At 39.9% G+C, this 15,248-nt stretch carries 15 protein-coding genes; 9 read left to right on the forward strand and 6 right to left on the reverse strand.

Annotated features, from left to right (window positions below):
- The first annotated feature begins 3 nt into the window (after nt 1-3).
- The 8 genes from mdcA to nhaA are packed head-to-tail and all read left to right on the forward strand — an operon-like array spanning nt 4 to nt 7,419.
- Nucleotides 4-1,659 carry a malonate decarboxylase subunit alpha gene (mdcA, locus tag BEN71_RS18290; RefSeq protein ID WP_068975597.1) on the forward strand — a complete coding sequence of 552 codons (1,656 nt, stop codon included), beginning with the start codon at nt 4-6 and terminating at the stop codon, nt 1,657-1,659.
- Nucleotides 1,660-1,675: 16 nt separating this feature from the next.
- Nucleotides 1,676-1,993: a malonate decarboxylase acyl carrier protein gene (gene mdcC, locus BEN71_RS18295; protein ID WP_068975596.1), complete on the forward strand. Its 318-nt coding sequence runs from the start codon at nt 1,676-1,678 to the stop codon at nt 1,991-1,993.
- Entirely contained in the window at nt 1,986-2,888 is a 903-nt protein-coding gene (locus tag BEN71_RS18300) for a biotin-independent malonate decarboxylase subunit beta (RefSeq protein WP_068975595.1), read from the forward strand. The genes mdcC and BEN71_RS18300 overlap by 8 nt, the downstream gene beginning before the upstream one ends.
- Nucleotide 2,889: 1 nt before the next feature.
- Nucleotides 2,890-3,606, forward strand: a complete 717-nt coding sequence (gene mdcE / locus BEN71_RS18305; protein ID WP_068975594.1) for a biotin-independent malonate decarboxylase subunit gamma — start codon at nt 2,890-2,892, stop codon at nt 3,604-3,606.
- A gap of 12 nt (nt 3,607-3,618) precedes the next feature.
- The gene (gene mdcG, locus BEN71_RS18310) at nt 3,619-4,296 is read left to right on the forward strand and encodes a malonate decarboxylase holo-[acyl-carrier-protein] synthase (protein WP_068975593.1); all 678 of its coding nucleotides are present in this window, start codon (nt 3,619-3,621) and stop codon (nt 4,294-4,296) included.
- On the forward strand, nt 4,262-5,149 hold the full coding sequence (mdcB, locus tag BEN71_RS18315) for a triphosphoribosyl-dephospho-CoA synthase MdcB (protein ID WP_068975592.1): 888 nt from the start codon (nt 4,262-4,264) through the stop codon (nt 5,147-5,149). Before mdcG ends, mdcB begins: the two co-directional genes overlap by 35 nt.
- Nucleotides 5,127-6,053: a malonate decarboxylase subunit epsilon gene (gene mdcH, locus BEN71_RS18320; protein ID WP_068975591.1), complete on the forward strand. Its 927-nt coding sequence runs from the start codon at nt 5,127-5,129 to the stop codon at nt 6,051-6,053. Before mdcB ends, mdcH begins: the two co-directional genes overlap by 23 nt.
- Before the next feature lie 31 nt (nt 6,054-6,084).
- Complete coding sequence (nhaA, locus tag BEN71_RS18325; protein WP_068975590.1) at nt 6,085-7,419, forward strand: Na+/H+ antiporter NhaA; 1,335 nt, start codon at nt 6,085-6,087, stop codon at nt 7,417-7,419.
- Nucleotides 7,420-7,815: 396 nt separating this feature from the next.
- On the opposite strand, the gene BEN71_RS18330 is transcribed toward nhaA, so the two are convergent.
- From BEN71_RS18330 to BEN71_RS18355, 6 genes are all read right to left on the reverse strand, one after another.
- Nucleotides 7,816-9,006, reverse strand: coding sequence for a hypothetical protein (locus BEN71_RS18330; protein WP_068975589.1), 1,191 nt, complete (start codon nt 9,004-9,006; stop codon nt 7,816-7,818).
- 55 nt (nt 9,007-9,061) lie between these two features.
- The gene (locus BEN71_RS18335; RefSeq protein ID WP_068975588.1) at nt 9,062-10,390 is read right to left on the reverse strand and encodes an MFS transporter; all 1,329 of its coding nucleotides are present in this window, start codon (nt 10,388-10,390) and stop codon (nt 9,062-9,064) included.
- A 176-nt stretch (nt 10,391-10,566) separates the two neighbouring features.
- Nucleotides 10,567-11,220 (reverse strand): N-carbamoylsarcosine amidohydrolase, encoded by a 654-nt coding sequence (locus BEN71_RS18340; protein WP_068975587.1) that lies wholly within the window; start codon nt 11,218-11,220, stop codon nt 10,567-10,569.
- Nucleotides 11,221-11,232: 12 nt separating this feature from the next.
- The gene (locus BEN71_RS18345; protein WP_068975586.1) at nt 11,233-11,988 is read right to left on the reverse strand and encodes a maleate cis-trans isomerase family protein; all 756 of its coding nucleotides are present in this window, start codon (nt 11,986-11,988) and stop codon (nt 11,233-11,235) included.
- Between the two features lie 14 nt (nt 11,989-12,002).
- Nucleotides 12,003-12,809 carry an alpha/beta fold hydrolase gene (locus BEN71_RS18350; RefSeq protein WP_068975585.1) on the reverse strand — a complete coding sequence of 269 codons (807 nt, stop codon included), beginning with the start codon at nt 12,807-12,809 and terminating at the stop codon, nt 12,003-12,005.
- Nucleotides 12,806-13,948 (reverse strand): FAD-dependent oxidoreductase, encoded by a 1,143-nt coding sequence (locus BEN71_RS18355; protein WP_068975584.1) that lies wholly within the window; start codon nt 13,946-13,948, stop codon nt 12,806-12,808. The genes BEN71_RS18350 and BEN71_RS18355 overlap by 4 nt, the downstream gene beginning before the upstream one ends.
- Nucleotides 13,949-14,179: 231 nt before the next feature.
- On the opposite strand from BEN71_RS18355, the gene BEN71_RS18360 reads away from it, so the two are divergent.
- Nucleotides 14,180-15,217, forward strand: a complete 1,038-nt coding sequence (locus tag BEN71_RS18360) for a 2,5-dihydroxypyridine 5,6-dioxygenase (RefSeq protein WP_068975583.1) — start codon at nt 14,180-14,182, stop codon at nt 15,215-15,217.
- The last annotated feature ends 31 nt before the right edge of the window (nt 15,218-15,248 follow it).

The raw sequence follows: 15,248 nt of genomic DNA on the forward strand, positions 1-15,248 counted from the left end.
GAAATGAATAATATGATCAACAAGCGGATATGGAACAGTCAAAAATCCAAACGTTTACAGAAACTTGAACAAGCAAGCCAAAAGGGATTTGAAAAACAAGTTGCTCATTCACGTGCAGTTGAATTGCTTGAAACGGTCATCTCCTGTGGTGACAAAGTTTGTCAAGAAGGCAACAACCAGAAACAAGCTGATTTCTTATCCAAAACTCTAAGTCAGTGCAACCCTGAAATATTGAATAATCTACATATTTTGCAATCTGTATTGGCACTACCTAGTCATCTCGATGTATTTGAAAAAGGGATTGCTTCTAAAGTTGATTTTTCTTTTGCAGGACCACAAAGTCTGCGCTTAGCTCAACTGGTACAGCAACAGAAAATTTCGATTGGTTCGATCCATACCTATCTGGAATTATATGGTCGTTACTTTATTGATCTAACACCGAATGTCTGCCTGATTACCGCACATTCGGCAGATGCTCAAGGCAATCTATATACAGGTGCCAACACCGAAGATACCCCAGCCATTGTGGAAGCAACCGCATTTAAGAGTGGCATTGTTATTGCGCAGGTCAATGAACTAGTTGATCACGTACCTCGCGTAGATATTCCTTCCGACTGGGTTGACTTCTTTATTGTTAGTCCTAAACAAAACTATATTGAACCATTATTTACCCGTGACCCTGCACAAATTACCGAAGTGCAAATTTTAATGGCAATGATGGTCATTAAAGGTATCTATGCACCCTATCAAATTCAGCGTCTGAATCACGGTATCGGCTTTGATACAGCAGCCATTGAGCTATTATTGCCAACTTTTGCTGATGATTTAGATTTAAAAGGAAAAATTTGTACAAATTGGGCACTGAATCCACATCCAACCCTGATTCCTGCTATCGAAAGTGGTTTTGTAGAATCCATTCACAGTTTTGGCTCTGAAGTCGGCATGGAGGAATATATCCGTAACCGTTCAGATGTTTTCTTTACCGGTGCAGATGGAAGTATGCGTTCCAACCGAGCTTTTTCTCAAGCTGCTGGATTATACGCCTGTGACTTATTTATTGGCTCTACGCTACAAATTGATTTGCAAGGTAATAGCTCAACGGCCACTGTTGACCGTATAGCTGGTTTTGGTGGCGCACCCAATATGGGGTCTGATCCACATGGACGTCGTCATTCTAGTTATGCCTATAGCAAAGCAGGTAAAGAGGCTGTAGATGGCAAAGCCATTAAAGGTCGAAAACTTGTCGTACAGCTGGTAGAAACTTATCGTGAACATATGCACCCTGTCTTTGTTGAAGATCTAGATGCATGGCAACTCCAAGATAAAATGGGTAGCGATTTTCCACCGATTATGATTTACGGCGAAGATGTCACACACATTGTCACTGAAGAAGGCATTGCCAATTTACTGCTTTGTCGTACAGCAGAAGAACGTGAACAAGCCATTCGCGGTGTAGCAGGTTATACCCCTGTAGGGATGAAGCGTGATCATCAAAAAGTTGAAGAACTCCGTGAAAGAGGAATCATTCAACGTCCTGAAGATCTTGGCATTGACCCATCCAAAGCAACACGTGACCTACTTGCAGCTCAGTCTATTAAAGATTTGGTGAAATGGTCTGAAGGTATGTATTCCCCACCAAGTCGTTTTAGAAATTGGTGATGATGGAGCAAATAATATGGAACTATTAAATTTTAAACTTTCCTCCACACACGCAGCGCAGGCTGAACACAATATGATTTGTGGTGTAGTTGGTTCAGGTAATTTGGAAGTATTGGTCAGCCCATTGCAAGACCATCAGACCTGTGAAATTTCAGTCAATACGTCTGCGACTGGATTTCAAACAGTATGGCATGCAGTGCTGACAGAGTTTTGTAATCGACATGCAGTGGGTGGTCTGAAATTTCAGCTGAATGATATGGGTGCAACACCTGCTGTGGTCAGTTTACGTTTAAGTCAGGCTGTTGCAATGCTGAAGGATGGCGAACATGCATAAGATGATTAAAAAAAGTTTTTATGAAAAAACAGCACGCAACCGAATCAACAGTATCGTGGATCAAGGCAGTTTCACCGAGTTCCTTAAACCTGGAACTGTTGAACTCAGCCCTAATTTAAAAGCACTTGATATTCCTGGCAGTTTTGATGATGGCGTGATTATTGGTACAGCTCGTATCCAAAGCTCACCTGTACATATTATTGCCCAAGAAGGTCAGTTTATGGGTGGTGCTGTGGGTGAGATTCACGGCGCTAAAGTGGTTGGCTTATTGCTAAAAGCCATTCAAGACCAGTCATCTGCGGTTATCTTCCTTGTCGATTCTGGTGGTGTACGCCTACACGAAGCCAATGCGGGGTTGATTGCCATTTCTGAAATTATGCGGGCAATGCTTAAAGTCAGAAATGCGGGCATCCCTATCATCACTGTCATTGGTGGCACTTGTGGCGCATTTGGTGGCATGGGCATCAGCGCGTGTCTAAGCAGTCATATCATCATGTCTGAAGAAGGTCGTCTTGCACTTTCTGGACCTGAAGTCATTGAAACCGTCAAAGGTGTAGAAGAGTTTGACTCCAAAGACCGTGCATTGGTATGGCGAGTGACGGGTGGCAAACATCGTTATCTACTCAATCATGTACAACAGCTAACTGAAGATGATACCGATGACATCAGAGATGGCATTATCCATGCACTCTCAGAAACAAGTCAAAAAAAGGATTCAGACATACTGAACCTCGAAACACTGTTGCAAAAGCAGCAATCTCTTGAGGAACAATACACACGCTGGTTCGGTCAAAAAGATGGTCTAGAAATTTGGAAAGGCATGAATATTGAACATGCTGAACAGATTCCAATGCTCAGTGCAGCCGAAGTGACTCAGATTAAACAAGGAGTTTAATATGGAAACTGAAATGATTCTGAAACAGCTGTTTCCACATGATCTGAACTATGACATTCAGGGACATTTTATCTGTGGTTCAGCGCAAACTGCTGTAGGTAAAGTTCGCATTGTAGGTACTGTAAATTCTGCACCGATCAATCAACAAATCGCGATGCAAATTGCATCTGAAGTACTTAATATTATTGCTGAAGATGCGCAGACACCTGTGGTTTTTATTGTAGATACACAAGGGCAGGCTTTATCTCGCTCTGATGAACTATTGTGTCTGAACAGAACCTTTGCTCATCTGGCAAGTTGCGTGGATTTACTGCGCAGAAAACAGCATCCTAACCTTGCCATAATTTTGGGAGAAGCTGTCAGTGGAGGCTTCTTGTCTTATGGTCTGATGTCCAACCAAGTCTTTGCCCTAGAACAAAGTCAGGTCAAGGTCATGGATTTAAATGCGATGTCGCGCGTAACTAAAATTCCAGTTGAACGCTTGAAAGAACTGTCTCAAAGCTCTGCTATTTTTGCACCAGGTGTAGATAACTTCTACAAAATGGGCGCTATTTCTGCCATTTGGCATACATTAGATGAAAATTTAGTACCCGATGCAATCCAGCAACAACAGACTCAGATTGATCAATATCTAAATGATGACCGAGGCACTCTTGCCCAACAAAGACAAGGTCGCCATTTGTGCAACGATATCGTACAGGCTGTACTTTCAGCTTAGAGAGGTCGTGATATGAACCGCCACCACCTGATTTATCTACAAGCAAATGAGACATTTAGGTTTCTCGATACATCTCTTGCTGTGTCTATACAACAGAAAATACACCAAATGATTGAGCAAAATATACCATTTACCATATGCCGTCAGGAATCTGTAGATTATTTCAAAGTGGCGGTCAGTTGTTTCATAGATGGGCGAAAATATCGAGTTGCTTTGGCACTGGATACTGTGCCAGTACAGAGTCATAAACCACCTTTGCTTTCTGTGATTGCTGAAAACCTAGACACGCAAACGCAGGCATTGTTACAGGCATTTATACAAAAGATGGAACAACTGTCCTGTTCTGTACAGGTTTACGGTTCTTATGCCAACCAATATTTGTATAAAGAAAATTTTGTTCATGCTCAGTCTGATCTAGACCTACTAATTGAAGTGAATGAGATGAATAAACTTCCGCAAATTATTCAGGCAATCGAACAACTGAAAATACAGATTTCTATCACCATTGATGGAGAAATTGCACTACCTACTGCGCAAAATTTTTCATTCAATGAACTGATTTTCGCCTTGAATCACCAACAAGATACTTTGATTGTTAAAGAATTATACGAAATTCGTTTGCAAAAAATTGCTGAAATACTAGGAGGGAACCTATATGAATTACAGCAATATCGCACTTGCCCTGCCTGAACGTCAGCAACTTGTTCACGGTCTAGCGGCACATATCGACCAACTTGCACTATCGGCACTACATGAAGAAGTGAGTCTTGAGCTTAAACCAGGTCTAGTCTGCCCATCGAGCCAAGGTAGTCATGATGATATGGACTATGCCCTATTCGAGACCAGCATCCATGCTATGCAGGGATATTATGCAACGCTGTTTGAATATGGTTTTCATCAACAACCTTTTCAATCCTTACAACAAGCAGGCATCCAGTGTGAACAACGCATGATGCGAGCAACCGATCAAATTAACACACATAAAGGTGCAATTTTTAATCTAGGCTTCGCAAGTGCTGGTCTAGGGCAGTGTTTCAGACAAAATCTCCCTTTGAATGCTGAAAATATCTGCCAGCAGATTATGCTCAACTGGCAAGAAGATCTACTACAAAACCTGAGCAGAAATCCTAACAGTCATGGCCAACAAATGCGTAAAAAATATGGCATTTCAGGTGCGATTGAACAGGTGGCACATGGCTTCCAAATTATTAAGCAGCTTGCTCTACCCTGCTTTCAATCCACTCTCGCAACAACAGGTTGTCACAACAAGGCATCTGTTCAAACCTTACTGACTCTCATCAGCCAATTGCCCGATACCAATATTGTTTGGCGGGGAGGCATGAGTGCTTTGTTTATTGTTCAAGAAATGACTCAACAATTTCTCAAAGATGGTGGCGTTCTTCAAGCCGATTGGGAAAATAAACTCAAACAAATCAATTATTATTTTACTGAGCATCACCTGAGTCCTGGTGGCAGTGCAGACCTACTCGGGATTACCCTATTTTTTCATAAGGTGGAACATGAACTTTGCCGTGATTTTTAGTGGACAGGGTCTGCAATCTGTCCAGCACCTTCATGAAATTCAAGATCAAGCTTCACAATACGGCTTAACTACACAGCTAAAGTCGCTCACGAATCAGCTTGAGTCTACACAACTTGAGCAAACAAAAACTGAGCAGGAAGCTATTTTTGAAAACACGATTGCACAGCCCCTTATTTTTGCATTGCAATATTTAAGATGGCAACAAATTCGTGAGTATTTACCACAACCTGAATTTCTTGCAGGTTATTCATTGGGTGAAGCCAGCGCATTCTGTTGTAGCTCATCTCTGCCATTTGCTCAGGCTTTTGAGTTGATCTCTATCAGAGCTAAGCTGATGAGCCAACAAACGAATACCCGCTGTGGCATGGCTGCCATACAAGGGCTAAACCGAAATCAATTATTACCCCTGTTGGAAAGAACAAAGACAGAAATTTCCATCCGATTAAATGAAACACACTATATTGTCGCAGGCCCTGTCCAACGCATAGATCAATTAATTCAAGCGGCCAATGAACAAGGGGCACAGCAGGTCAATAGACTGAAAGTTTCTGTACCTTCTCATACTTCATTTTTAAAAAATGCCGCTGAACAGTTCTCCAATTATTGTCATCAATTGCCCATAGGTCGCATGGAACTTCCTGTGATTAGTGCCAGTGAGGGACAAAAATATTTTTCTTATACTCAAGCTTTGCCTATTTTGTCTCAGCAAATTGATCACCCACTAGATTGGTACCGTTGCTTGGAAACACTTAAGGAATATCAGCCAGACATCGTTCTCGAAATTGGTCCAGGCAATGCCTTGAGTAAAATGATTGGTACCGTAATGCCAGAAGTACAAGTTCGGAGTATTGACGATTTCAGCAGTTTTGATGGCGTCAGACAGTGGATTTCACGGTTTATTTAAATTCGCGCGCAATTCAGGGAAGGAATCCGAAATGATTCAGAATTCATCATACAAAATACATCCTCTGCAAAAAATTACCGAAAGAGGAATGCAGTATTATCAACTGATTCGTGGCATCGAAGCCATTGGTGGTGCAATTTTATTGTTATTTGCTGCAATTGCCCTAGTATGGGCAAATTCACAATATGCTGACAGTTATGCAGCTTTCTTACACACCCAAATCGCTTTTAGCTTAGGTTCTATTGAAATAAAAACAGACCTACATTTTATTATTAATGATGTGCTGATGACTCTGTTTTTCCTAGCTGTAGGGGTTGAGGTACGCAAAGAAATTCATGATGGTACTTTGGCTGATCTAAAATCTGCCTGTCTACCTGTCATCGCAGCCTGCGGTGGTGTTATTGTTCCTGCGCTGATTTATCTGAGTATTAGTTTATCTGCTGGTCAGGCACATCAAGGTTGGGCGATTCCAACCGCCACCGACATTGCCTTTGCAGTAGGCATCCTCGCTTTATTGGGTAAAAGAATTCCTGCTTCTGCTCGAATTTTTCTGCTCACTCTCGCCATTATTGATGACATTATCGCAGTACTTATTATTGCGCTATTCTATTCTTCAGGTCTGAATGCTACTGGTGCAATTTTTGTTGTCATGGGATTATTACTGGTCTTTATCATGCAACGTATGGGCATTTTTTCCATGCTACCCTATGTTGTTCCTGCTTGCCTAATCTGGTATGGATTATACATCACAGGTGTACATCCATCACTTGCTGGTGTAATCCTCGGACTGTTAACCCCTGTTGCTGTTCGTCCGTCTAGCCAACATGGATTTAACGGAATAAAAGCGGCTTATGAGCAAATCAAAAAACAACAGGACTGCGTAGAATCTTCTAAAAAATTACAACTGGCAAACCGTGAATTACACAGCCCCGTCAACCGTGTCAGCTATGCTTTTTCACCTTGGGTTGCATTTCTAATTATGCCGTTATTTGCTCTAGCCAATGCTGGTGTTAACTTGACCCAAATCAATTTTGATTATACAGGTGTTTACTCCGTCATTACGGGGATTTCCATAGCCCTAATTTTAGGCAAACCACTCGGAATTTTTCTGATCACTTGGCTTTGTGTCCGTATCGGTATTGCGCAGTTTCCAGCGACGTTTAATTATAGATGGTTACTGTTGGTCAGCTGCCTCGCAGGTATTGGTTTTACCATGTCTATTTTCACTGCAACACTAGCATTTCAACTAGACCCTATTTTAATGGATGCTTCAAAAATCGGGGTTCTGATTGGTTCCATCATCTCTGCATTGCTTGGACTTGCTATAGGTATTTATTTTTTAAAAACTGAACCGCGTAAAATTTGAGGATTTTAAAATAAAGCACTCACCGTAGTGCTTTATTCATTTGACATTTTAGTGTTGATTCTTTGAACTATAGGATCATCAACTAAAAAGAATTGACCCAAAAAAATAATGCTTAAGACAAATCAAACTAATGACTTAACCATTCAACCCAAACATCGAACGAATTCCTCCGTCGTTCCACTCGGTGTCTTGAGCTGATTAATACTGTCTATATTTAAATAAGCTAAAGACACAAATAAAAGGAAAACTATTACATTGAATAATATAAATATGATGGGAAAAATTAAACCTCACTCACCTCCGCTGAATCAATGAAATTTACGGAAACTACAACCTAGCTCTTAATCTGTGGTTGTAGCCCTATAAATTTCACACTTAAATTTACAACCTCAAACTTTAGAAGTTATAACCAATGTTGATATTCCATCTAAACTTCCAATCGTTACTATAATCAGAATTTGCCGAGGTATAACCGGTAGAGTTTTTCGCACCACCCAACACATTCACATTTTTTCCTACACTACCATCAACCCAGATCAAGAAAGGCATCGCATTAAATTGCACACCAAAAGTGTCCATTTGTGAATCTGCCCAATCAGAACGATCCTTCATTAAAATACTGTAATCATTGTAGAATTTTACAGATTTTAAATTCGGAAAATATTTGCTTGTTACAGGTTGGGTATAACCTATATTAAAAATACCAATCGTTCCCTCAGAAGCAACAAAATATGCAGGCGTTAACCCATTGGATTGCATCAATATTTTATCGTCATCGACACCTGTTGGATTTTTTGCATCATATTTATAGTGAATCGCTGATGTTTGAAAATCCCATTTGCCATAATTATTTAAAGCATGTAAGCCAAGTGCGTAATAACTGCCATCATCATCGGTCGCTTTATTGTGCAACTGAGAATATGCACCACTCAGTCCAAACTCTTGCTTACCAAAGTCATAATTAAGTTTTTTGGCGACTCGAACATTCACCTGATTGCGCTTTTCGTTCAGATATTGCTTCTGGTTAGGTAAAACATAATCGAGATCATCGGCTGAACCTGCTTCAGGTGCATAACGAACACTACCATTACTCATGATTGGCATATAGGCCAATGTCAGATCATAATCATCACTGGAGTTTTTCCAACTCACACCGGGTGCAACACTGTCTGCAAATCCTAAAAAGAACGGAATTTGAAATGTCCAAGCATGTTCAGGAAATGGGTAGATGGCAAATGGTTTGTAAATAATACCTGCTTGAATGTCATTATTTTCATTTGGTTTATACCCTACAAAAGCATGCTCAATAGATCGCTTATGATCATCTTGAAATGCGTAACTGGTATCTAAGTAAAATTGATCATATTTACCTTTAACATTTAAACGCGCATTATCAAATAAAACCTTACCATTATTGTCACTGTCCCAACGCTCATCACGATAGTTAGCTCGGATAAAACCACCGACCTCTAAAGATTTAGAACCATCTTCAGTTTGCCATTTAAATGGTGTCCCTTGCGTTTCTGCAAAGGCATTCATTGACATCAAACAACCGATAAATATGCTCAAATAACTTTTTTTAGACATGAATTTCCCCTTAGCAAATAATTTTTTGAATTATTTGCCCAATCAAATTGTTCAATTATTTATTCACTAAAGCTTTCGGTAAGGATAAAACGATCAGACAACTCAGTAGCAGACACACAGCAAATACCATCAAAGCACCTTCAGGCCGACCCGTAATTTGGATGGCATAACCCACAAGTGTATTACTCACTAAGCCTGCTAAATTGGCGATTGAACAAGCCAGTGCAAAACCAGTTGCTGCTGCTGTACCTGATAAGAAAGTTGCTGGAAGGCTGAAAAACACAGGAATAGTTCCAGTCGTTGCAATTGCTGCGATTGAAAATAGAACCAAGGTCATCACAATATTGGCACTAAACATATGTGTGAAAAATAATGCGATTGAACCGAGTACAAATGGAATAACGAGATGCCAACGACGTTCTCTAAATTTATCTGAACTGCGACCAATCAATAACATTGCAACCAAACCAATAATGCTTGGAATCGCAACGAGCAATCCAATGTGGAAAACATCCGTCATGCCTGTGTTCTTAATGAATGTCGGCAACCAGAATCCCATCGAGTAAGTACACAGCAACATAGAGAAATTAATTGCACCTAATTTCAAAATATTGAGATTAAAAAAACCATCTTTAAAACTATGCTTTTCTTTAGCAGATGAATTTCCCTCAAGATCTTTCTTTAAATTACTATCAATAATGTGCTTTTCTTCTTCATTTAACCATTTTGCTTTTGAGAAATGGTTCGGTAACATTTTAAAAGTTAAGATTCCTAATAATACACTTGGAATAGCCTCTAAAAAGAACAACCACTGCCAACCTGTAAATCCATGAACTTGATCAAATGCTCCCATAATCCATCCAGAGAGTGGGCTACCAATAATCACAGCGAGAGGTAAGCCAATCATGAACAAAGCAATAATTTTTCCACGATAATAGGTTGGAAACCAAGTGGTTAAATAATACAAAACACCCGGTAAAAAGCCTGCTTCCGCAGCCCCTAGCAAAAAACGTAAAACATAAAATTGCATAGGTGTGGTGACAAACATCGTCAGACCAGAAAGAATTCCCCAAGTAATCATAATTCGGGCAATCCAAATTTTTGCCCCAACTTTTTCCATCACCAGATTACTTGGCACTTCAAAAAGAATATAACCAACGAAAAACAACCCTGCGCCTAAACCAAAAGCTGCTTCACTGAGGTGAATGTCGCTTAGCATATGTAACTTTGCTAAACCGACATTAATACGATCCAAATAGGCCGCAATATAACAAAAGCATAAAAAAGGAATAAGTTTCCAAATCACTTTTTTATAAACTTTAACTTCCTGTTCGGTATAACTTACCTTTCCAATAGATTCAGAAACGACAACATTGGCAGACATATCTAACTCCTTTTAGATAACAAACCAAGTTTAAAATTGATACAATGCAATTGATCATATTTTTCAGCCAATTAGGTACTCCTCTCCTCATTTGACTAATGATCAGATTTAATCCCGCATTGCACTATTCCCCTCGGCTTGTGATCATAAGCATAATATTTTTCATCACTATGTATCTATTTAATCACTTTGATTTTTTGAAAATAATCGACAGTTTCTTGCTTAGACACAACATCCCCATACTTACTATCGATATCAAATAAATTGGCCTCATGCGGTGCTTGATGACGATCACCCACACATTCACGAACCACAATTGTTCTAAAACCATGTTGTACAGAATCCACTGCTGTAGCACGTACACAACCGCTTGTAGAACAACCAACAATTATAATAGTATCAATAGCTTGAGTGCTTAAAATAGATGCTAAACTTGTGCCAAAAAAAGCACTTGCATAGTTTTTTGTGATCACTAATTCACCATCCAGTGGCTTAACCTCAGGGCAAAATTGCGTCGCAGGATTTGTTGCAACCATGGCTGCCATTACGGGTGACTTTTTGACCCACATTCCCCCGTCGAGTTGATTAGGGTGATACAAAATATTGGTGTGAATCACCAATATATCTTGTTCACGAGCGAGCTCTAGAATGTCTTTGGTTTCTTGCACCGCTTTGATCACATCTGGTGCAAAAAGAGGCTCTGTTTCGGTGGTATAAGACTGCATAAAATCTACAAGGAGAAGTGCTGGTTTTTTACCAAAACCAATTCTATTTCCCCAAACACCTTGATAGTTGCTCTGTAAATTTTCTTGTACATTTTGCTGAGACATCTCGACCTCCAACTATGCATAAGCACCAGACAATAGCGCACCAGCACCTGGCGCAACTGGCTCAAGATTCAATGCTTTTAGCATTTGATAAGTAGTTGCAATTGCAGCAGAAATTACTGGTTTACCAGTTAATGCTTCTACTTTTGCCACCGCTGGAAGAGATTGCATCTGTACACATGCGGACAGCACAATGACATCAGCATCTTGATAATTCAGCTTTTGAACAATCTCAGGCAAATTATTTGGATCATGTTGTGCCACAGCGATATTGTCTGCAATTTCTAAAGCGACGTAATCCAACACTTCAAAACCTTCAGCTTTAATATAGTCCACCACCAATTCTGTTAATGGCTTCATATATGGTGTCACCACAACAATTTTCTTGGCATTCATGACTTTTAAGCCTTCCACCAAAGCACCAGCACTCGTCACAATCGGTGCTGCTGCATCATTGTCGATCGTCACTTGATGCAAACGCTTTTCAGACTCACGGTGGTAACCAATACCCATCGACATAATCGCAACAAGGCATGCATATCCCAATACATCTACACGTGCATCTGAAAGCTCTAATGCACAACGATCAGATTGAGCATCCATCGCAGCCAATTCTTCTTTTTTCACATGCTTCATACGCATACGACTTGAGTGAAAAGTAAACTTTTCAGGGCGAATGAGTTGACGAGCTTTTAACATCGCAGGAATTTCAGTTTCCATTGTCGTATTCGAACTTGGTACGATTTGACCAATTTTATATATCTTTTCCATGACTTATTTCTTCCTTAAATAATTGACTGATCTAGAAAATCACCAAATGCTTGATAAAAACCTTGTTCATCATCCCAAGGGATCATATGGCCTGCATTCTCTACATGACTGACCGATATATTTGGATTAAGCTTCTGAATTTCATCAATATCATCTGCCTGAATCACGCCACCTTTACCTGCAACCATAAGTAAAGCAGGCACTGAAATTTGTGGAATATATTGATGAATATCAACATCATGAAAATCATTAAATGCTTTGACAATTGCAGGTAAATAACAAGTATGTAGCCATTCAGCACGTAATTGACGTTGTTCCAAAGTCCATGTCGGGCAGAATTTTTTCATCTCTTCAGCATCCATACCTTCGATAGATTGCTGAATAGAATCGACATACCACGGCAACTGACTTGGATAAGCACGGCGATTTGGACCAGAAACAGGTGGGTCAATCAGTACGATTTTCTTTAAACCTTGTGGATGTTGCGAAGCACAACGAATTGCAAAACGCGCCCCCATCGAATGCCCGACTAAATGATATTCAGTAAGTTCCAATGCTGCGACGAAAGCCAAAATATCATTCACGCACGTTTCAGTATCGTACTGAAGATGATCGCCTGAAGATGACAAACCTCGACCACGAACATCTAAAACATACACATCAAAATATTCTGCGAGCTTCTCAGCAACAAAACCCCAAGTGATTGCAGGACTGGTAATCCCTGGTATTAAAACCAGAGGATGACCTTGCCCACCATATCGGAGGTAATGTAGACGAACAGCGTTCGCAACTACATTACCGCCATATAGTAAGTGACTCATGCATTTTCCTCCGCATGTAGAGGTTGTGCATAAACCTCATAACCATATACCCAAGCTGGATCTTCTTGCGTTTTCAGGAAGGTATTTGCATTGGATACTTTTTGAACTTCACTTGCGCGTTCTTTACGATTTTCTTCATAAAGATTAAATGCTTGCTCGTAGTTATCTAAACCTTCTTCAAGCAAACAGCGTGTCAGCATTGCAGCGTCTTCAATCGCCATGCCAGCACCTTGCGCCATGTGTGGTTTCATTGGATGGCATGCATCACCTAATAACACTAAACGCCCATTACTCCACACAGGTAAAGGATTACGATTATTTAAAGGCCACTTTGTCACATCATCACTGGCTTCAATCATGGCTGTAATCGAAGGATGGAAATCTTTAAATGTTTCAAATAATTCTGCTTTGTCACATGGTACAAAACTCTTACCTTGGAAATCCCAAGCAGGATGTGGAACACCTGTGACGAAATAATATTCATCACGTTCTTTCGTGGTGCAATATGCCATGATGTGACGATCTTCATACCACCATTTCACGCAATCATCTAAATCAAACTGCTGTTTTAGTTTTGCTAATTTTTCACCTGAAATAATGGCACGATGTGCGACCCAACCACTATAGAGTGGTGCTTCAACACCCAGAATAGTTTCGCGGATTTTCGAGTTAATCCCATCTGCTCCAATCACAATATCTGCTTTTGTTACAGTGCCATCTTCAAAACTCAGTGTTACACCCTCAGCATCTTGCTCAACATTGCTTAAACGCTTACCAAAATGTAATTTATCTTGTTGTAATGCTTCAATTTGTCGTGCGTGCATATCACCACGATGAATCGTCAAATATGCAGCGTCATAACCCGTTAAAGGTGCTTTAGCAATTACTTCACCCGTATTTCCATCACGACTAATCCAATAATCTGGATGACAACCCATGTCTTCTAAATCTTGTTCCAAGCCCATTTCACGAAAAATTTTCATGATATTTGGACCAATATGAATTCCTGCACCTAAACGTGAAAACTCAGCCGCTTGCTCATAAACTTCAACATCAAAACCTGCTTTCTGCAGCAGGATTCCCATGGATGCTCCACCTAAACCAGCACCGATTACCGCGATTTTTTTAGACGTATTCATTGCTTACTCCTTCAAACAAATATTTCCTACTAAATAGATATACATTAAGAGAAATTTAAAGTCTATACACTTTAATTATTTTTTATAAAAATTTTAGCAATTTCGCATTATTTCATTGTTTTATCTATATTTTAAATAAAATACTTTTGAAATAATATTTTCTTTACTATGCAAATATAAAGCGTATACTCTTTATTAATACAAAAAACGATCAGCAAAGGAGCGCTATTCATGCCAGTTAATTCATCCGAACTTACGCAAATGTTTGAACATGTATTGCAACTATCTAAAGTAGATGAGACTCAAACTGTTGCGATCTTAAAAAGCCATTATTCACATCCACAAACAGTTCAAGCTGCAATGGATGCAGCTTGTCGATTAAAAGCAAAAGTATTTATCTTGGAACTTCCGTCATTTAATCATCCCAAAGCGATGGGCAATGATATGACGGCATATTGTGGAGATACGGCACTCACTGGGAATTTGGCTGCACAACGTGCTTTAGAGTCTGTAGATTTAGTTATAGACACCATGATGCTGTTACATTCACCTGAACAAGAACAAATTTTAAAAACAGGCACTCGGATTTTACTCGCCGTTGAGCCACCCGAAGTGCTCGCTCGAATCCTGCCAACTCTAGAAGATAAAATACGTGTACAAACTGCTGAGAAATACCTCAAAAAAGCGCAAAGTATGCATGTGACATCCAAAGCAGGCACAGATTTCTATGCACCACTCGGGCAATATCCAGCGGTCACTGAATACGGCTTTGCGGATGAACCCGGTCGATGGGACCATTGGCCGAGTGGCTTCCTATTTACATGGCCCAATGAAAATACCGCTGAAGGAACATTGGTTTTAGATGTGGGGGATATTCTTCTTCCTTTCAAAAACTATGTTCGCGAAAAAGTTACCTTAGAAGTTGAAAAAGGCTTTATTACTAAAATTCATGGTGGCTTTGAAGCTGAATATTTACGTGACTATATGAAATATTTTAATGATCCTGAAGTTTATGGCATCTCTCATATTGGCTGGGGCTTACAACCTCGCGCGCAATGGACAGCAATGGGCTTGCATGACAAGAATGATGGTATGTGTATGGATGCCCGTGCTTTTAATGGTAATTTCTTATTTTCAACAGGCCCGAATACAGAAGTTGGAGGCAGTCGTAAAACACCTTGTCATATGGATATTCCACTAAGAAATTGTACCGTTAAATTAGATGATCTTATCGTTGTTGACCACGGTGTTCCGACCGACCTAGATTAATCTTTTGATCAAAACATATAACGGCTATAGC

The sequence above is a fragment of the Acinetobacter wuhouensis genome, from assembly GCF_001696605.3.
Classification (GTDB): Bacteria; Pseudomonadota; Gammaproteobacteria; order Pseudomonadales; family Moraxellaceae; genus Acinetobacter; species Acinetobacter wuhouensis.